Genomic DNA, 18,724 nt, shown 5'->3' with positions numbered 1-18,724 from the left:
TTTTACGCTTACTTCAGGTCGACCTTGGCGCCGGCTGCTTCCAGCTGGGCCTTGAACTTGTCGGCGTCGGCCTTGGAAACGCCTTCCTTGACCGGCTTCGGAGCCGCTTCGACCAGGTCCTTGGCTTCCTTGAGGCCAAGACCGGTGATGGCGCGGACTTCCTTGATGACGTTGATCTTCTGAGCGCCGGCGTCGGTGAGGACGACGTCGAATTCCGTCTTTTCCTCGACGGGGGCAGCAGCAGCGGCAGCGCCGCCAGCAGCGGCAACCGCGACCGGAGCAGCAGCCGAAACGCCCCACTTTTCTTCCAGAAGCTTCGACAGCTCAGCCGCCTCGAGGACGGTCAGCTTCGAAAGGTCGTCTACGATCTTTGCGAGATCAGCCATTGTTGTATTCCTTCGTTAGGTTCGAACGTGTGTTTTTGATAGCGAGGAACGGCCTCATGCCGCCTCGTCCTTCCGGGCGTAAGCGCCGATGACGCGCGCGACCGAGGCCGCTGGCGCATTGACGATCTGGGCGATCCGGGTTGCCGGCGTGGCGATCATGCCAACCAGCCTGGCGCGCAGCTCATCGAGCGACGGAAGTGTGGCGAGTGCCTTCACACCGTCGGCGTTGAGCGAGGTGGTGCCCATTGCGCCGCCGAGAATGACGAGCTTGTCATTCCCCTTGGCGAAATCGGACGCGACCTTCGGCGCCGCAATCGGATCCTCCGAATAGGCGATCAGCGTCTGCCCCTTGAACAGGTCGATGATCGATGCGGAGTCCGTGCCCTGAAGAGCGATTTTGGCGAGACGGTTCTTCGCGACTTTAACGGTGCCACCGGCGGCGCGCATTTTCGACCGAAGGTCGTTCATTTGCGCGACGGTGATACCGGCATAGTGGGCCACGACGACTGAACCTGCGCCCGAAAACGCATCATTCAGGCCCGTGACGAGTTCGCGTTTTTCCGCTCTGTCCACTGCCTATCTCCAGTTGACCCCTGCCCCGTCAATGGGAACATTCCCATTTGCGAGGACAGGCGTCGGGTTGCCTTTTTGCCGGCCGGGCCATCCAGTAACGGATCTCCCGAACGACGCTCGAGGATCCTGCCCCCTTTCGCCACATCGACGGTCAAGCCGGCGATGCGCAGACAAAAGGCAAACACGGTTCGAACCTTTCATTGGAGCTTGTCGCTCCGTTGTCCGGTTTTCACCCGTCTCATGCAGGCCCACATGAATTAAGGCCCTCCTCTTGAATCAAGACTCGGGCCGCCCGCAATCTCGGACAGGATGTCCGGAAGCCTTCCGGCTTCCGGTACCGGGCCCAGGATAAATCCAAGGCCCGGAATTCAGTCACGGATCAGCCTTCGCGAGGCCGATCCAAATGGTCTAATCAGGACGCGGCGAGCGTCGAGACGTCGAGCTTGAGGCCCGGGCCCATCGTCGAGGTGACAGACACCTTCTTGACGTAGTTGCCCTTGGCGCCAGCCGGCTTTGCCTTGGTCACCGCATCGGCGAAGGCACGGATGTTCTCTTCCAGCGCCTTGACGTCGAACGAGACCTTGCCGACGCCGGCATGAACGATGCCGGCCTTCTCGACGCGGAACTCGACCGCGCCACCCTTGGAGGCCTTGACGGCCGCGGCGACATCGGTGGTGACGGTGCCGACCTTCGGGTTCGGCATCATGCCGCGCGGGCCGAGCACCTTACCGAGGCGGCCGACGAGCGGCATCATGTCCGGCGTGGCGATGCAGCGATCGAAATCGATCGTGCCCTTCTGGACGATGTCGACCAGATCCTCGGCACCGACGATGTCGGCGCCGGCGGCCTTGGCCTCTTCAGCCTTGTCGCCACGGGCGAACACGGCGACACGGACCGAGCGGCCGGTGCCATTCGGCAGATTGACCACGCCGCGGACCATCTGGTCGGCATGACGCGGGTCGACGCCGAGGTTCATGGCGACTTCGACGGTCTCGTCGAACTTCACCGAGGAGCGATCCTTGAGCAGCTTCAGCGCGTCAGCGAGCGCGTAAGCCTTGTTGGGATCGATGCCTTCACGGGTCTTCGATACACGCTTTGCAATCTTTGCCATGATCTCAGCCCACCACTTCCAGACCCATCGAGCGGGCGGAGCCCTCGACCATACGCATGGCCGCTTCGACGTCGTTCGCGTTCAGATCCTTCATCTTGGCAGTCGCGATTTCGCGAACCTTGTCGCGCGAAACGGTGCCGGCCTTGACCTTGCCCGGCTCCTTCGAGCCCGACTTCAGGTTCGCGGCCTTCTTCAGGAAGTAGCTCACCGGCGGCGTCTTCATGACGAAGGTGAACGACTTGTCCTGGTAATAGGTGATGACGACCGGAACCGGCGATCCCTTTTCCATTTCCTGGGTCTGCGCGTTGAACGCCTTGCAGAACTCCATGATGTTGATGCCGCGCTGACCAAGCGCCGGGCCGATCGGGGGCGACGGCGTAGCCGATCCCGCGGAGACCTGGAGCTTGAGCTGGCCTGCAATTTTCTTAGCCATCTCTTTTCCTGCCTTTGTCTATGCCGGCCCCACTATGGGAAACACCGGCGGTTGCAGTCTGGTGGTGCGGTTCTTGCGGCCGGCTAAAGCCGCCTTCGCCTCCCACCGTTCTCAGGCCACGCGCTTCCGCGCCGCCTCCCCTGACCGCCGAACCGACGCCAGGGATTTCGGATCAGCCCTTTTCGACCTGTCCGAATTCCAGATCTACAGGCACGGCGCGCCCGAAGATCGAAACTTCCACCTTGAGCCGCGCCCGCTCCTCGTCCACTTCCTGGACGAAACCGTTGAACGACGCGAAGGGACCATCCGAAACGCGGATCGCCTCGCCGATCTCGAAGGTGACCGAGGGCTTCGGCCGCTCGACGCCTTCCTGCACCTGGTTCAGGATGCGCTGCGCTTCCGCCTCGGTGATCGGCACCGGCTTGGAGTCCCCGAGGAACCCGGTGACCTTCGGCGTGTTCTTGACCAGCGAGAACACGGCGTCGGTCAGGTTGGCCTTCAGGAGCACATAGCCCGGGAAGAACTTGCGCTCGGCGTCGACCTTGCGGCCGCGACGAACCTCGACGACCTTCTCGGTCGGCACCACGATCTGCTCGATATCGGCGGACAGGCCCTTCTGCTTGGCCTTGTTCTCGATGTCCTCGGCGACCTTCTTCTCGAAGTTCGAATAGGCGTGGACGATGTACCAGCGCGTAGCCATTTTTACGACTTCTCCGTAATCGCCGGACTTAGCGTCCAATGCCCAGAATCTGCTCGACCGCGAGGCCCATGAGCTGATCCGCGGTGAAGAAGAAGATCATCGCGATCACAGCAAAAGCCAGGACCATGACCGTCGAGATCATCGTCTCGCGGCGCGACGGCCAAGTCACCTTGGCTGTCTCCGCGCGCACCTGCTGGAGAAAGACGAAAGGATTTGTGGTTTTCGAAGCCATATGCCGCCTGTCTTCAAGACCCGTTGGCCGGGCCCCCTGGATGATCCCGCTGACCGGGACGTGCCGCCTGAGCCCAATCTCGCGCCGAATCAGCGCAATCATTTCGCCCATGCAAATCAGACGCGTAAAGCCGGCTTCCCAGCTTCACGCGTCGCGTGTCTGTTCCATCTACATAAAACCGATTCTTGATCCACGCAAGTGGCAAGTGTCCGCTTTATGACCAAACGCCGCCTCGGAACCATCCAGTCGTTCCGTCCCGGCTATGGCGCCCTTATGCCCCAATCGGGCTAATATGGCAAGCGGGTCGCCGATTTTCAAAGGCCGCCCGCAAAAATCGTTGTGATGCCATCTTGGAAAATGGCACGGGCAGCAGGGCTCGAACCTGCGGTTTTGGAGACCGAATAGCCTTCACTCATCCGATTGTTTTACCAGCAATTTACGACATATCGGCATTCGATGTGCAAAGATTTGTGTAAGAAATCGTCAATCCAAATGCCTGCTACGCGGCGCGTTCAGTAAATCCTGGCGGCACGATCGGTGGGGCGGGAGGTAGAAGGGACACGGCGGGCGCAAGCTTTCCCGACAGCTTGCCCTCAAAGTCCGGCAATGTCGTTGGCATGCCCGATGTGAGCGCCTTCACCACATCATCCAGCGTGGTGAAGATCGTTTGGTCAATGACAAGGGTTGCCTCGGTAACTATTTGAAGAACTTGGCGCACCGCGCCGGATGATGATGAGAGCTACGTCTACGCTATAGCCCTCCTGTAAGCCGATGCGAATTCCGCATGAACGGCTGGCCGGATAGGCCGGGATTGGAACGTGAACGAAAGCTATGTTCTGAAATCAGAGTGTTGCGTCTACAGGCGCGTTACTGCTCCCAAGTCGGCGGCGTCCCGATCTGTTCGCGCAATGCTGTCATGAACGCACCAAGTTTTGCGGATGGCTTGGCGAGTGCCCGCAGTAGATAAATGCCGGTGGGGCGCCTGTTCCAACTCTCGCCGCCAAGGCCAAGGCGGGTCAGCGCTCCGCTTCGCACGTCTGGACCAACAACCCAGTCCGCCAATAGGCCAATACCCATGCCTACGAGTGTGGCCAAGCGCATGGCCTCGAAATCGTCCGAGCGAAAAGCAACTCTGTCCAGCGCATCGCTACCCGCAGGGCGGCCCAGCACATCGCTCCAGCCGAGAAGGTCAGCGCCATGCAGTTTGTCGATGAGCGCATGTTTTGAGAGCGAGGCCACGTCCGCAGGCGTCCCTTTGCTGTCCAAATAAGAAGAACTAGCGACCAGAAGCCGCTTCTGGTCGGCGAGTTTGGTGGCGATCAAGCTGCTGTCGGATAATTCGCCGATGCGGATCACGGCATCGAAACGGTCCGCAACAGGATCGGCGAGTTTTTCAGTGAGATCAATTTCTGCCGTGATAGCGGAGTGCTCTGCCATCAACGATCCAAGGGCCGGAATTACATAGCGCCTCCCGAATGTAGGAAAGCAGGCTATCCGCACCACCCCTGCTATTGCGCCATCAAAGGCAGCGATTTCCGCCCGTGTATCGGCCAGCGCATCCAGAAGATGCTGCGCGCGCTCAAACAGCCTTTGACCGGCATCGGTCAGCGCCAAGGCGCGAGTGGAGCGGATGAGGAGCGGTACGCCCAGGCTCTCCTCCATGGCTCCGATCTGACGCATGATGGCGGATGGGGTCACCGCCCGGCGCCGCGCTGCACTGGAGAAGCTGCCGCCGCGGACGACATCGACAAAAATGGCCATCTGCTCGGCGAAACGAGGATCGGTCATTTGTGCGGCCAGCGCAAAACGGTTTGAAAGACAGCGGACATTATCATCGGCGCACCGGCAGCGCATATTTTCTCGCGTCGGGCGGGATGCTTCCGCCCCCAAAACCGAAGGAAAAACACATGGTTGCCGTTCTCGAAGACCGTATTCTGTCGCGGTCTGCCTATAGCGCCGAGATCGATGTGCCGCTAGAGGCTATCGACATCGCCGATTGGCTGTTCACCCTGCCGGAAGCCGAATACCAGCGCTGCTGCGTTCCTGACCATATCGCGGCCGGTGTTACCACGACGGATGATGGTCGCCGCATGTCCATCAATGTCGAGCAAATCGGCTCGGGCCTGGTCGTCCAGCATTATATCGCCGAGGTTGCCGAGAAGAACTATTGCCGGATGAATTCGATCTCCGATGTCTTCACCGCCAATGGCCGCACCCAGGTCAATGTGGTGTGGGAATTGATCGCTGAAGCCATGGACGACGGGCGCACCCGCTACACCAATCGCGTCACTGCGCATCCCACCGATGCGTTCATGGCTTTCCTCGCTGAACATGGCCTCTCCTATGAAGATGCCGCCAAGGCACGCCAAGACGCGGGTGGCGATCACAACAGCCGCGAAACCCCTATGTTTGCCGCCAGCATTGCCCGGCGCGCGCTTGCCAACCGCAAATAAGGTTCAGAGCCATGCGCGCTATCGTCTATGAAGAGTTCGGTGCGGCAGAGGTTCTGCATGTGGCCGAGGTTCCTGTACCCCACATCCGTCCCACCGATCTTTTGGTCAAGGTTGCTGCGGCGGGTGTCAATCGCGCCGATCTCCTGCAGCGCACCGGCTTTTACGGCGCGCAACACTTCGGCGAGAGTCCGCTTCTCGGGTTGGAAGTGGCGGGCGAGGTGATTGCAGTCGGCGATGCCGTAACAGACGTCGAGATTGGCGCGCGGGTGATGGCGATTGTCGGCGGCGGCGGTTACGGCGAGATTGCCCGCGTCGATCGCGCCATGGCGGCGCCCATTCCAGAGAGTATGCCCTTTCACGAAGCGGCGGCGGTGATGGAATCCTTTGTTACCGCCGTCGAGGCGGTTTCAAATCTGGCTCAAATCAACACCGGCCAAAAGGTGCTTGTCCATAGTGCGGCGGGCGGGATCGGCTCGGCTGCTGTACAGGTTGCCCATAGTTCGGGAGCGGTGGTGTATGCCACCGCATCCGCGTCCCGCCACGATGATGTGCTGAGCATTGGCGCAGATGTCGTCATCGATTACCGGACCGGCGATTTCGAAGCCGAGATTGCCGCGCGCACAGGCGGCACAGGAGTGGATGCGGTGATTGATTTTGTTGGCGGCGACTATCTCGCCAAGAATTTGCGCAGCCTGAGGCCGGGCGGGGTACTGGTGCAGGTAGGCATCTTGAGCGGCCAGAATGATGCTGTCATTCCGCTCAATCTTGTTCTGCACAATCATCTGCGTCTCGTCGGCACGGTCATGAAGTCACGCACAGCCGCAGAGAAGCGGGCCATGGTCCAACGCTTCGCGGCGCTCGCCTTGCCGCTATTCGCAGCGGGGAGACTGCGTCCCTTGATTGATCACGTATTCCCGCTCGCCGAAGCCGCAGACGCCCACCGCCGGGTGGAAGCGGGCGGCGGCTTCGGCAAGATTGTGCTGACGCTGTGAGCCCCCACAATCTCGCGGCGGAGACCGTGTTCGCTCAGTGACATGAATGCTTCTAACCAACTGAAAAGATTGGTGGGCGGTACAGGATTCGAACCTGTGACCCTACCGTGTGAACGTCGAGCAGTGCCAAATCGGGCTGTCGTTGCGCCGATAGACGTGAACTTTGCCTTCCAGAATCGAGTGTTTTTCCGCCCACCCGCAAGACACTCCCTGCGCGCGTCCAAGTTTGTGCAAGATGTGTACGGCTAGTTTCGGCTTCCTCGCCCAGCAAGGCGATTTGTAAGTGCCTGATTTCCCTTAGAAAATGGCACGGGCAGCAGGGCTCGAACCTACGACCTGCGGTTTTGGAGACCGAATAGCCTTCTCACATCCTCTTGTTTACACAGCAATATTTAGCAATCTTCGGATGGATGTGCAAGGATTTGTGTAACGATGAGAAGGCTTTTTGACATGAATTGCAGTCACGCGAGCAACATAGATCTCTGATGAGTGCCGTCCCTATCTCGTGCATAATGGCTCAATGAGCTCTGTCGAAATCTTCGTTGGCACCCCCATCGAGCACGCATCCGAACGGGCTGCCTTGGAGCGCACCGTCGAGACCCTGTCGGCCGGTGGCATCCCAGCGGTTATTATGGCCAACGTAAATTTTGGCGGCCGGCAAATTGATCTCATTGTTGGCCTCAACCAACGAGCTCTCGTTATTGAATCCAAGGGATTCAGCTCCGCCGTGCGCGGCGGCGAAAACGGCGCGTGGCATGTGCAACTGGCGTCCGGCCAGTGGAAAGAGATTCCCAACCTCTATGCGCAAACCCTTGGCGAGAAAAATGCGCTCCGTGACGCCATGGCGGCTTTTGCGGGCGCATCTGTCCCCTACCCTGACGCCGCCTTGGTCTTCGTTCCGGCTATCCCGGCTGGTTCGGCCATACCAAGCGGTGATTTTAAAGTCACGGTTGGTGGCCTTGGTAAGCTGCCAGACCTGATTACGTCAGGAGCGAACCGCGGCTGGTCGCTGGATCAGTGGCGCGCCTTTGCGGCCCATCATCGATTGATTGCTGTCCCTTCGCTCGACGCAGCCTTAAGCCCGGAACTGCTTCACGCGGAACGGCGGCTCTTGGCATATGGAGACGCATTCAGGCGAACCTACGGCCCGGCCGCGTCTGAGATGGTCCCTGTGCGATGCGTCAGTGATGACGATGCGCTGTCTTCTGAGGCGGTTGTCGAACGAGCTGTCATGGGCGGCAACATTCTGCTGGCAGGTGGTTCCGGCTGCGGCAAAAGCCTTCTTTCATATAACGCCGCTCTTTTTGCGCTCGGCCACGGCTCTGTGCCGATCGTCATTCCCGCAAAGGATTTCGAAGGGAGTTTGCGCGATGTGGCAAATCGTGAGGCAACACTGCTCGATGCACAGTCAGCGGCTGCGCTGATCTCTGCTGCCCGCCTCTCGGATCGACGCCTCGTGCTTGTCGTAGATGGCTACAACGAGTGCGCTCCGTCGGAGCGGCAACGCCTAACGCGAAGCATTGCAGCGGCCATTCGACGCTTTGACGCTATCGCGGTCGTATCGAGCAGGACCGCGCTTGAGCGCGAGGATCTCGTGCCCGCTGCCAGGTACACAATACAAGCGCCGGACCTCGAAGCCAAACTGACCATTGCCCGTAACGCGGCTGGTGGCGCACGACTGGAAGCGTTCTCGGAGCTTTTTGAGACCGTGGGAACCGGTCTCGAAGCCAGAATGGTTGGCCAACTCGGGCAAAACCTTCCGGCCGGAACCACCAGATATGGTCTCTTCGATGCTTATGTGCGCGAGCGGTTAGGCCCGGCTGCGTCGGATGGTATCCGTGCCCTTTCACGAATTGCGGGGGCTATGACCGAGCGGGTAAGCTTCAGCCTGTCCGTCCGGGAGCTTGACCGCATATCGGATCGTGAAGGTGTGGCGGGCACCCTGTTGCAAACCCTCCAAGCAGTGAACCTTCTTGTGAGGCGTGGCGACCGGATCAGTTTCAGCCATGAAATGTTCATGAACGTGTTTGCAGCCGAAGCGATTTTACGTCGTGCGGGCGATGACTCGGACGAGGTTGGCTTGGCATTGCGGCACCCACGGTATCTTGAGATGAGGCCGTTCGTGCTGGGCGCAATTGACGATGACCGATTTCGCAGGCGGGTGCTAGCAGACGTTTCCGATGCTGGGGTCATAGGCGAATGCCTCACTGGGCAATTCGGTCGAGACGCCGAGCGCTGGGCAAACACGCGTTGCGATGAGGTGCTTGCACGGGTCGGGCAAGAAATCGAGACGGTGCGGTTTGTCGTGTCGAAAGATTTTGCCTGGAATGTCGAGACAAGGCCGGAGACACTACAGGAGTGGACGCTGCAGGACCGCGCGGTGCTTACCGCCGTCGCGCACGAACTCGTAACCGGGCGGCGCCTTGATCAGGTGCTGGATCTAATTAAAAAGATGGACGCCAGGCTGGCCGTGGAACACGGTAGGCTGCTTGATGAGGCGAGAAAACACAAACTTGGCCTGCGAAGTGGCCTTTATGCGATGAGTTACACCGGGTTTGCGGGGCGCGATATTGGCCTTGCGCATATTTGCGGTCCTGTGCAAACCGGGCAGCTCTATGCTGGGCCGAGAGTGGCGGCAGAGGCAAATATCTTCGAGCGGTTGCGCTCAGAAACCTTGAGCCCCGGCCAAGTCGGTTTGCTCATCGAGCTGGATAAATATTCAAAGCGGGATGCTCCTTCTGTGGGCGTCCTTTTGCCGGCCATCTTAAACCGGCTCTGGACAAAGGCAGCCGGTCATTTGCGGATGGCGCTTATGCACGCAGCCGCCATGAGCGCGCATGCTCTGACAGATGATCAACGTCAGGCCCTGATTGATGCCATTAACGATCTGCTGCCCACCAACAACGGCTTCGATTCAACCGGCATGATCGATGCGCTCAAATTTCTTGGCGCGTTGGACAACGACCTGGAAGAACATGTCGCAAGCGTTAAAAGCGAAATCGACGCCGTGTTGACCAACCGGGACGACCCCTTGATGGCCGGTGTCGCAGCCGGCCTGTGGAGCGCGCAATTCGATCATCCCTATGATGGCGCCTATTGTGAAGTGTGGAGCACTTTGCGGAATGAGGACCGAAACGCCCTGCTTTTACTGGCGGCCCAGGATATCGACCGAAATTCCATGTTCTCCGCTCCATTGCTGGCGGAGGTGGCATCGTGTGGCGACCTGGCTGCCGGTCCCGCGATCGCACCTTGGACGGCCCTGCCTCCGAAAAAGGAGGTAATGATGCAGGACGCCGTTCGAACCTTCGAAATGGCGCATGCAGCGCTCGCACGTTTGCATTACCCCTGCCGGATCGGTCTGCGGAAGCTACCTGCCCAGCGGATCACGCGTTTTTAGCCTGCGGCGCAATCGTCTATTGGCTCAACCGCGATGACATTTCAAAGGCTGAACGCAGGCTTGCATGCGCCGGACCGCTCGCAACGCTGTCACGGCATGAGCACGCGGTAGCAGCTGCCGTGATCGGAGAGTTCTCGGGTGCTGGCCACATGTTTGAGGAAAGCGCCCAGCGGCTTCCGGGGTCAGAGCCCGTGGTCACATCCTGGGCCCAGGATTTCCCCAACGAAATCGCCGCGATCTACCGCGCTGCTTTGGAGCATCCTACACGTCAGGCGGGATATTTCGAGTTCTTTCGGGCCGACGATGTGATGCAAAAAGCGCTAGCGAACCTCGGGCAATTTGGTGATGCCGCCGATATTCCGCGGCTTCGTGCATGGTCAATTCACCCCACCTACGGGCATGTGGCGGTACGGGCGATCAAGAGAATTGAAGAGGCTGATCACAAGAAGCTGACAAATCCGGTCTTCTAGCGGATTGTTCTGGCCGAAACCTTGGAGAGCAGCTTCTTAAAAATACTCTAATTTTCTGACTATTATGTTGCCAAGCGCTGACAGCGTGCTTGAATATCAAGCTGGCGTCGTGCAACCTCACATTTGTTCTTCAGGGTGACGTATACGACCACTAGCTGCAACGTGTCATCGCCCGAAGAGGCAAGTATTGGGGGGAAAGTGGGGCTATACGAAACGTGGTTTGAAGCCACCAGAGAAAATGATAAGCGCAAGCGCTATTGGACCTATGTCGAAAAAGAAGACGGTCGCGAGGAAATTCGCGATGACCTCGCTGAGACCATTCGATCACACTATGACCGCCTGGAACGCATCGCCGATGATGTGAAGCGGCTTGGTTACAAGGTCGCCGCCAATATCCTCAGCGAGGCAATGCCGCAAACACCCCGAGGCCGCTCCGGCGATCTCGGCGAGATTCTTGCGACTGAGTTGGTTGAAGAAGAGATCGGCTTGCGCGTCCCTGTGCGCCGGCTCCGCTACAAGGACGGCCGCAATATGGCCATGCGCGGCGACGACTTTATCGGTGCCGGATACGGTGGGCCCGAAGAAAAGCTTTGGCTCCTGAAGGGCGAAGCCAAGAGCAACAAGGTGCTCGGCAAGGGCACCGTGACAAGCGCCCGCAAGGTACTCAACCGCGACAATGGCCGCTGCACTCCCGACTCGCTATTATTCGTCGCCAATCGCCTGTTGGAGAGCAGCGACCCGAAGGACAACGCTCTGGGCCGCAGTCTCCGCGACGAGGTGGGCCTGAAGTCTCTTCGCGCCGATCGCATCGATCACATGCTTTTCACAGTATCGGGCAACGGCCCGCACGCATCGCTGAAGGAGGATTTCGACGCCACGGGGACCAACCGGGACCACTACGTCGTGAACATCCACGTGGAAGACCACCAGGAGTTCATCGCCGAAATGTATAAAGAGGCTGAAGACCTTGGAAACGATTGACGAACTGACCGCGTTCCTCACCAACGCGACGGTTGACGGTATTCTCGGGCGCCTACTCTACCGCGGTGCCGCTTGGTCTCTCATGCGCGAGGAAGGCGTGCTACCTCCGAATGCGCCTCAGCTCGGCCTAACAATCGAAACGGACCTCGCCGAACATAGCTTCGCCCTGCTTCGCGGCGCGATGGCGCTGCGCGCCCAGGCAGGCTCGTCGGATCTTACCAGCAAAGCCTTTGAGCGTGCCGCCAATGCCTTCGAGGCTCTCGTGCGCAATGGCGATCCGGAATCGCCCCGCCGCGGTTTCCGCCGCACCATCGCCGCCGCAGCCTACCATCTGGCCGGTTTCTCCGCCGTTGCATACTCGCTCTTCAACGAAACAGCGGACGACCTGAACGCTTCGCCGGGCGAAACGGCGATCCGACACCTTATCCTGCGCGATCTTAACCAGTTGCGCGGCTTCGTTCGCGAGTGGTTGGACGACGAAGCACACGGCGACGAGCAGCTCGCCGAAGCGCTAACTGAAGAAGACCCCGACGACGAAGACCCCGACATAGACGAGGTGCTGTCGACCATCCTTAACACAACGATCTGCAGGGCTTTGGCTCACTTTGACTTCGCGTTGGAGACCGGCGAGCCCGAGCCAATCGAAACCGCACGGGAGTTGCTGGACACCGCGGTCAGCCTGGCGGACAACGCGGAGAATGTTCCGCTATGGTGGATCTCGAACCTATGCCGTCATCTCATCGACGACCTCTGGCAGCACTCGCTCCACCAGAACCTGCCGACTGAGCCGCCCGAGGGGGCGGAAGAGAAGTACCCGGACCTGCGTCGGCTGTTTATCGCGTCGCTCTACGCCAGCAAGACGTCCGAGGTGGAGCTGTGGCCATCGCAGCGCGAAGCGGCCCGGCGTTCCACAGACGTCACTGACGACCTTGTCGTTGCCCTGCCGACCAGCGCCGGCAAGACGCGGGTGGCCGAGATCGCCGCGCTGATGACCTTATCGTCGGCGCGTCGAGTGCTGATCGTCACGCCATTGCGTGCCTTGTCCGCCCAAACGGAGCGCTCCTTCAGAAAGACCTTCGCGCCGCTCGGATTCAGCGTCTCCTCGCTTTACGGCGCCAGCGGCCTCTCGGCTGGCGATGAAGACGCCTTGCGCTCCCGCGAGATCATAATCGCGACGCCAGAGAAGCTCGACTTCGCACTGCGAAGCGACCCGTCCCTGATCGATGATGTCGGCCTGATCGTCCTTGACGAAGGCCATATGATCGGCCCGAGCGAGCGCGAAATCCGCTACGAGACGCTTGTGCAACGCCTGCTCCGGCGCGCAGACGCGGGCGAACGCAGGATCGTATGTCTCTCCGCTATCCTGCCCAGCGGCGTCGAACTCGACGATCTCACCGCATGGATACGCTCCGACGAGCCGGGTGACCCGGTGCGTTCCAACTGGCGCCCGACGAGGCAGCGGTTCGGCGCGCTCACCTGGCGGGGCAAGGACGCGCTGCTCCGGCTCGACCTCGACGATGATGGTCCGTTCCTCGACAAATTCGTCGTGCAGAAACCGGCGCGGGGGAAAGAGAAGAAGCCCTATCCGCGCAAGAACTCACATCTTGCCCTGTTCGCGGCATGGGAGTTTGCAGGCCGGGGCAAGCGGACGCTGATCTTCTCGACCCAGGCGAATTGGGTCGAGAGCTACGGCAAGCAGGTCGTGGACCTCTGTAGACGTGGCTATCTGGACTCGCTGTTGGAGAACGAGACGTCGATCGCTCGGGCCTTGGAGGTTGGCAAGGAGTGGCTGGGCGAAGATCATCCCGCCGTCGCCTGCTTGAAGCAGGGCGTCGCCATCCACCATGGCCGGTTGCCGAGCCCGTTTTTGCGCGAGTTGGAAGCTCTTTTGTCCGAAGGGGTCCTGAAGGTCATTGTCGCGTCTCCGACGCTCTCGCAGGGCCTTAATCTCAACGCCGCTGTGCTTTTGGTACCCGCGTTGTATCGGGCGGCCGAGAAGATCAAAGGCGAGGAGTTCGCGAACGTCGCCGGCCGCGCAGGTCGCGCCTTCGTCGATGTCGAAGGCCTCATCGTCCACGTCATGTTCGACAACGTCGACTGGCGAAAGAAGGAATGGAGGAAGCTCGTTGCTTCTGCCAAGGCCCGCACGCTGAAAAGCGGCCTCATCCAAATCGTCGCCGAGATTCTTGAGCGCCTGTCGCGCGAGGGTGTCCTGGATCGCGATGATGCCTGGGAATACCTCGCCAATGCCCGCGAAGCCTGGAGATCACCTGAGGAGGAAGCCGCTGTGGCCGAGCGCCTGGCAGCCGGCGCTGAATACGATGAAGACGGCGACGACGATGAAGACGGCGGCGATGATGAAGAGGAGACCATCGACGAGGAGCCGCTGTCCCAAATCGTCGAACGCCTCGATGCCACCGTGTTCGGCCTGGTCGAAGCCCTTGATTCCGATCGCGCCGACCTGCCGAAACTCTTGGACGAGGCGCTCAAGGGATCGCTTTGGGCCCGCCAAATCGCCAGGGAAGACGATGACGTCGCCCCGCTCCACAAGAAAGTGTTCGAGGCGCGCGCCGATCTCATTTGGAAGACAACCACCGCGCAGACGAGGCGTGGGCACTTCGCCATGGGTGTTGGGCTTGAGGCTGGCCTCGCGATCGACGCCATGGCCGACGATTTGGCCGCACTCCTAGACCGGGCTGATCAGGCGGCACTGAGTGGCGACATTGATGAACTTGCCGATGCGCTCAGTGGTCTCGGCGAGCGTCTGCTGTTCATGCGACCCTTCATCTCTGACAAAGCCAATGCGCTCCCGGCAAACTGGAAAGCCATCTTGCGTAGCTGGGTATCCGGCGAGGAGGTTTCCAAGATCGGACCCCAGAACATGCGGGCCGTCGAGGAGGCTTTTACCTATCGTTTGGTCTGGGCGCTGGAAGCTGTCCGAACGCGGCGCATGTCCCACGGTTGGTCGCCGGAGACGGTGGCGGGCGGCGCCGCAGCGGCGGTCGAAACCGGCGTCCCGCAATTCATGATGGCGATGCTCATTCGCGCGGGCCTGCCCTCCCGACGCGCTGCGATGGCGGCAATCGAGGACGCCGAGCCTGTGTTCGTTACACCGGCCGAGATGCGGGTCTGGCTGGAATCCGACGAGATTACGGCCTACACCGACGCTGGCAACTGGCCAACGCCTGAGACCGCCGCGCTGTGGGCTCGCTTCCGCACCGAGGCCCTTAGCGGCGGCATCCAGAAATGGTCGGTCGAACACTACAAACGCCTGCTCGACATCCCGGCCGCTCCGCTTGCCGGCCTCTATCGGATCATCACAGATGAAGGCGATGGACGGACCTGGCTGGCAACGCCGGACTACCAGCGGATCGCTGCGTTCAAGAAGCCAGCCGTCGATCCCAAACCCAGTCTCTTCTCTGGTCGGTTGCCCGGCAACACCAGGCTCGTGGAAGCCTTGCGCGTTGGCCGTGGAAAATTGCGCTGGCCGCAGGCCGATGCGTAGATTAACCGAGCTGCCCCGACAAGAGAGCGCCCCCGTTAGCTACCACATCAAGCACTTGCAAAAATCTGTAGCGGGATACGCCAAGTCTCCATCAGATATGAAGCAGTCGCCGCAAAGAGCTCTAGGTGCGCCGGTACGACCTTTGCGCGAGAATAACCCGGCTGAACAAGCGTTACCGAAAACTCGGCGTGCAGCTCATGGCTCTGACTGATGAAAGTCATCAGACTGGCAAGGCTTCCCCGCTCGAAGCGAGTAGGTTTTCCAGCAGAATTGCGGTCTAGCTCGCGCCGACGCAGATGGTCCAATAGCTTCGCAAAACGCTCAGCCCAGCGCACTGACTTCTGAGCCTGTCCACAGACCTCATAAAGATCCTCGACCCGCGCACCCGGCAGCCTTCCTGAAGAATATTTGCAGTGAAAGAGGTCGATGATCAACGTTCGGCCGGAGCGCCGGATGGCGACAACGTCAGCCACTTCGCCAGCCCCATCATCGTCGAATATGATGTCATACGGAATATCGCTATTGCGCAACATTTCAACGACGCGCCCCTGCACAGTGTCGGTGCGTTTCGTGGGGCCTTGGGATTCCGCCCTGATGTCAACCCCCGACCAATCTTTTGGAAGGATTTGTTCCGGATCAAAGGCCTGAAATTCCGTATCTTTCGACAGTTCGAGAATATCCGGTGCCACGAGGGTATCACCGTCGGCAAAGTAAATATGTGGGGGATCCTCATGGAATAGTTCAACGAGCGGCTTCTCTTTGCGCGCCCGGCCCCTAACCACCTGAACATCCTGGCCTGCCTTCTGCCTAAACAAGGCGCCACTAGCTCCAATCTGAAGTTCGAAATGGGAGCTTAGTTCGCCGCTTGAGACCCTAAATTTGATCACGTCGGTTATCGCAAACTCGTCAAGTTCAATTTCGCAGTTATAGAGCGGGACCGGTTGCCCCTCGATGATAAGGTCAATCCGATCCTCGGCTGCATCGAGAAACGTCTCAGGCCAAGCAACACCTATGGCAATTTTGGCTGATGGAAGGGTGGCTAACCGCCTGGGACGAACGACGTTTCGAAGAATCGTTTCTGGCGTGATGTTATCATTCAGGACCTTGCGGCCGATGTCATGGCACCAATCAATCCATTCCGAAAAACTGTTGGAGGATTGATACGACCAAAACTTGCCCTTCTGCGAGCAGCCGATTGTTTCCTTGGCCGGATGGATACCGACAACGCTGCCATTTTCGTCGAGGTCCTGAACGTCGACATATCCAAGGCCGAATAGGTTGGTCTTGGTCCGCGACCGGTTCCCCGGCAACGTATCCAGTTGATCAGCGATATCCGATCCCATGAATTGAGAATAGCGCACTGGTTTTCTTTGAGTCTCGCTAAGCCCCAGACTCGTCAGCATTAGGCGACGGAACCCGTAAAGGACCCGGAAGACCTGCTCGCCCGTGATCCGCTGGACGCTGTCGCCGGCCAGCGCTTTCGCCAACTCCGCGTGCAGGTCGGCGAGATCCGACCCATGAATAAAAAGTAACGCGAGATCCGGGTCCCAATGGGCCATCACCAGGTTGTAGCTGACGTTGCGAGCGGCCTTGACTGAGGTCCAGCGCAGCCGTTCTTCATCTCGTCTTACGAAAAGGACAAGCCGGCTTTCCGCGTTGATTGCGGGGGGCTCCACTATTGTCGACCAAGGCCCGGAACTTTGTTCCACAGCTGTGGGATCCCACTCCGCACAGGTGGTCCGGTAAATCACGGTGCTGAAACGCGGCTCGATCGTCTCCAGCGGAAACGTTTCGATTGCTGCATCGGGGAAACCCCCAAATAGGTCTTCACGGCGTCGTTCGCGTTCGGTGCGATTATGCCCGATGACCGCCAGGATATGATTCCAGTCGGCATCCTCTGCAAAGAGCGCATTAAGGCTGCTTGCCGTGTTTCCAGCCTGAATATTGGCAATGACCGTAGCGGTGCCTAGATCCTGGCGCGCCCGCGTAAAACGCCCGATGAACTGAAGCGTGACAGACTCACTCTTGTGCTTGTCGTGAAGGCCGGCAATCTTGAGATCAGGTAAATCGAATCCCTCCCCCAGCATATCGACACAGACGATAATCCGTGAGCGGCCCGACCGAAGCTCCGTGAGGGCAGCGGCCCTCTGCAAGCTCGACATCTCGCTGTGGATCAGAGTGGGGGCCGCTTCCGGAGCGATGGTGCGATAAACCTCATGCAACGCTATGGCGTGATTGACTGAGCCCGTCCGGGCCATCGCCAAGTGCTTGTACCCTTTCGCCTCGTCTTCCAGCAGTTGTTTCTTCACGCGGGCGGCAATTTGCCGATCGGTATCGCTCTCTCCGTGTCCGTGCACCGGCACATAGGCGATTGATGTGAAGAGCTTGTCTTTCTGGGCGCGTCGCAGAGGATAAACGTAGATGAACTTTCCATCGAGGCGACGGCCGTCGTTACGGAACGGCGTCGCCGTAAACTGAAGGGTCGTTTTGCCGTGGAACAAGGCTTTGAAATCGCGCCAAGTGTTAGCACCGATATGATGGGCCTCATCAACAAAGAGATGACTCATGGACGCGGCTAGATAGGCTCGCAATTCCTCTGACATGCTGGTGAGCAGGCTCATTGTGGTCACCACCACATTGGCCTCGGCCACAAGCTCATCGATTTGCTGGATGCTCTTGAGCCCTCTAGACAGAATAGCCACTGCAGGGTGGCGTAGATCGCTCGGCACCAAGCCTGCCGCCTTCAAAACGTCGAGTTGGGCGAACTTCAAACCAATTTGCCGGCGGAGTGGATCGGAGGGGACGATTACCAAAAGCCGCGGGATCTGCTCAGAAACCAATAGCGCCGCCATGGTATCGGTCTTGCCAGCTCCAGTCGGCAAGACAAGCGTTGCAGGTTGGGTTGAAACACTCCAATGGGCCTTTACGGCATGAATGGCACCGACTTGAGGTGGCCGCAGGCCCAACCGCGTGCGTCGGTCCCCCTCATACTCCTCGCTGATCAGATCAAACCGGTCTTTCCAAGATGCGGTTACAGCGTCACGTTCAGACGGCCCCTGCCCTGGCTTCCGTGGCTTGGGGCCAATCCAGACACCCGTGCCCGCCTCTAACGCCTGTGTGACGGTCGCAGAGGAAGAAATGTCCGGTATTTTTAAGACCGCATCGCAGCCCAAAAGTGAGACTGTGTCGTAGTCGACGACCGCAATCGAGCCTAATTCTGGCGAGACGGCCCGCCAAAATGTCCGTCCACGTATCGCCTGTCCTTGGTGAAGCGTTACAACATCTTGTCGCGCTTGATGGGCAACTTGAAGGATTCGGTTTCCACCAATGTGCCCGAACACGGCCAAACGCTCCGGAACCTTACACACGCATTTTATAGCGAAGAGATCGTCCATACTTGCGAGCAACACTCCGTGATTTCTATACGTCGATGAGTATCCCGGTGGGCGTAGAAACCTTCAAGGCTTTTTATTACATATCAACCCAATAAT

14 protein-coding genes are annotated in these 18,724 nt (G+C 59.4%); 6 read left to right on the top strand and 8 right to left on the bottom strand.

Annotation, left to right across the window (positions count from 1 at the left end; translation table 11 throughout):
• Positions 1-8: 8 nt before the first annotated feature.
• The 7 genes from rplL to EN808_RS08775 form a co-directional block, all read right to left on the bottom strand.
• The gene (gene rplL / locus EN808_RS08805; protein WP_006202136.1) at positions 9-386 is read right to left on the bottom strand and encodes a 50S ribosomal protein L7/L12; all 378 of its coding nucleotides are present in this window, start codon (positions 384-386) and stop codon (positions 9-11) included.
• Between the two features lie 54 nt (positions 387-440).
• Complete coding sequence (gene rplJ, locus EN808_RS08800; protein WP_027146631.1) at positions 441-959, bottom strand: 50S ribosomal protein L10; 519 nt, start codon at positions 957-959, stop codon at positions 441-443.
• A gap of 412 nt (positions 960-1,371) precedes the next feature.
• A complete protein-coding gene (rplA, locus tag EN808_RS08795) occupies positions 1,372-2,070 on the bottom strand; it encodes a 50S ribosomal protein L1 (protein ID WP_127279517.1) in 699 nt (232 codons plus the stop codon).
• Positions 2,071-2,074: 4 nt separating this feature from the next.
• Positions 2,075-2,503 carry a 50S ribosomal protein L11 gene (rplK, locus tag EN808_RS08790; protein ID WP_010909262.1) on the bottom strand — a complete coding sequence of 143 codons (429 nt, stop codon included), beginning with the start codon at positions 2,501-2,503 and terminating at the stop codon, positions 2,075-2,077.
• A gap of 172 nt (positions 2,504-2,675) precedes the next feature.
• Positions 2,676-3,203, bottom strand: coding sequence for a transcription termination/antitermination protein NusG (nusG, locus tag EN808_RS08785; protein WP_015317996.1), 528 nt, complete (start codon positions 3,201-3,203; stop codon positions 2,676-2,678).
• Between the two features lie 28 nt (positions 3,204-3,231).
• Complete coding sequence (gene secE, locus EN808_RS08780; protein WP_013531408.1) at positions 3,232-3,435, bottom strand: preprotein translocase subunit SecE; 204 nt, start codon at positions 3,433-3,435, stop codon at positions 3,232-3,234.
• An 867-nt stretch (positions 3,436-4,302) separates the two neighbouring features.
• Positions 4,303-5,223: a LysR family transcriptional regulator gene (locus EN808_RS08775; RefSeq protein ID WP_135915579.1), complete on the bottom strand. Its 921-nt coding sequence runs from the start codon at positions 5,221-5,223 to the stop codon at positions 4,303-4,305.
• Between the two features lie 119 nt (positions 5,224-5,342).
• Here EN808_RS08775 and EN808_RS08770 point away from each other — a divergent pair, with 119 nt between their 5' ends.
• From EN808_RS08770 to EN808_RS08740, 6 genes are all read left to right on the top strand, one after another.
• The gene (locus EN808_RS08770; protein WP_135915624.1) at positions 5,343-5,888 is read left to right on the top strand and encodes a hypothetical protein; all 546 of its coding nucleotides are present in this window, start codon (positions 5,343-5,345) and stop codon (positions 5,886-5,888) included.
• A gap of 11 nt (positions 5,889-5,899) precedes the next feature.
• Positions 5,900-6,880 carry an NAD(P)H-quinone oxidoreductase gene (locus tag EN808_RS08765; protein WP_135915578.1) on the top strand — a complete coding sequence of 327 codons (981 nt, stop codon included), beginning with the start codon at positions 5,900-5,902 and terminating at the stop codon, positions 6,878-6,880.
• Positions 6,881-7,400: 520 nt separating this feature from the next.
• Positions 7,401-10,277, top strand: coding sequence for a nuclease-related domain-containing protein (locus tag EN808_RS08755; RefSeq protein ID WP_135915577.1), 2,877 nt, complete (start codon positions 7,401-7,403; stop codon positions 10,275-10,277).
• A 149-nt stretch (positions 10,278-10,426) separates the two neighbouring features.
• The gene (locus EN808_RS08750; protein WP_135915576.1) at positions 10,427-10,747 is read left to right on the top strand and encodes a hypothetical protein; all 321 of its coding nucleotides are present in this window, start codon (positions 10,427-10,429) and stop codon (positions 10,745-10,747) included.
• 198 nt (positions 10,748-10,945) lie between these two features.
• Positions 10,946-11,728, top strand: a complete 783-nt coding sequence (locus EN808_RS08745; protein WP_135915575.1) for a DUF1837 domain-containing protein — start codon at positions 10,946-10,948, stop codon at positions 11,726-11,728.
• Positions 11,715-15,233, top strand: coding sequence for a DEAD/DEAH box helicase (locus EN808_RS08740; protein ID WP_135915574.1), 3,519 nt, complete (start codon positions 11,715-11,717; stop codon positions 15,231-15,233). The genes EN808_RS08745 and EN808_RS08740 overlap by 14 nt, the downstream gene beginning before the upstream one ends.
• A gap of 47 nt (positions 15,234-15,280) precedes the next feature.
• Here EN808_RS08740 and EN808_RS08735 read toward each other — a convergent pair whose 3' ends face one another.
• Positions 15,281-18,628 (bottom strand): DEAD/DEAH box helicase family protein, encoded by a 3,348-nt coding sequence (locus tag EN808_RS08735; RefSeq protein WP_135915573.1) that lies wholly within the window; start codon positions 18,626-18,628, stop codon positions 15,281-15,283.
• Positions 18,629-18,724 lie beyond the last annotated feature (96 nt).

It is taken from the genome of Mesorhizobium sp. M8A.F.Ca.ET.165.01.1.1 (genome assembly GCF_004792065.1).
In the GTDB taxonomy this organism is placed as follows: Bacteria; Pseudomonadota; Alphaproteobacteria; order Rhizobiales; family Rhizobiaceae; genus Mesorhizobium.
The sequence above is the reverse complement of the archived record's forward strand: the minus strand, read 5'-3'. Positions and strand labels throughout refer to the sequence as shown.

What these genes read in the sequence shown, in the direction of transcription:
- rplL (WP_006202136.1), bottom strand. Translation starts at nt 386, where the DNA reads ATGGCTGATCTCGCAAAGATCGTAGACGACCTTTCGAAGCTGACCGTC.
- rplA (WP_127279517.1), bottom strand. Translation starts at nt 2,070, where the DNA reads ATGGCAAAGATTGCAAAGCGTGTATCGAAGACCCGTGAAGGCATCGAT.
- rplK (WP_010909262.1), bottom strand. Translation starts at nt 2,503, where the DNA reads ATGGCTAAGAAAATTGCAGGCCAGCTCAAGCTCCAGGTCTCCGCGGGA.
- nusG (WP_015317996.1), bottom strand. Translation starts at nt 3,203, where the DNA reads ATGGCTACGCGCTGGTACATCGTCCACGCCTATTCGAACTTCGAGAAG.
- secE (WP_013531408.1), bottom strand. Translation starts at nt 3,435, where the DNA reads ATGGCTTCGAAAACCACAAATCCTTTCGTCTTTCTCCAGCAGGTGCGC.
- EN808_RS08775 (WP_135915579.1), bottom strand. Translation starts at nt 5,223, where the DNA reads ATGACCGATCCTCGTTTCGCCGAGCAGATGGCCATTTTTGTCGATGTC.
- EN808_RS08770 (WP_135915624.1), top strand. Translation starts at nt 5,343, where the DNA reads ATGGTTGCCGTTCTCGAAGACCGTATTCTGTCGCGGTCTGCCTATAGC.
- EN808_RS08765 (WP_135915578.1), top strand. Translation starts at nt 5,900, where the DNA reads ATGCGCGCTATCGTCTATGAAGAGTTCGGTGCGGCAGAGGTTCTGCAT.
- EN808_RS08755 (WP_135915577.1), top strand. Translation starts at nt 7,401, where the DNA reads ATGAGCTCTGTCGAAATCTTCGTTGGCACCCCCATCGAGCACGCATCC.
- EN808_RS08750 (WP_135915576.1), top strand. Translation starts at nt 10,427, where the DNA reads ATGTTTGAGGAAAGCGCCCAGCGGCTTCCGGGGTCAGAGCCCGTGGTC.
- EN808_RS08735 (WP_135915573.1), bottom strand. Translation starts at nt 18,628, where the DNA reads ATGGACGATCTCTTCGCTATAAAATGCGTGTGTAAGGTTCCGGAGCGT.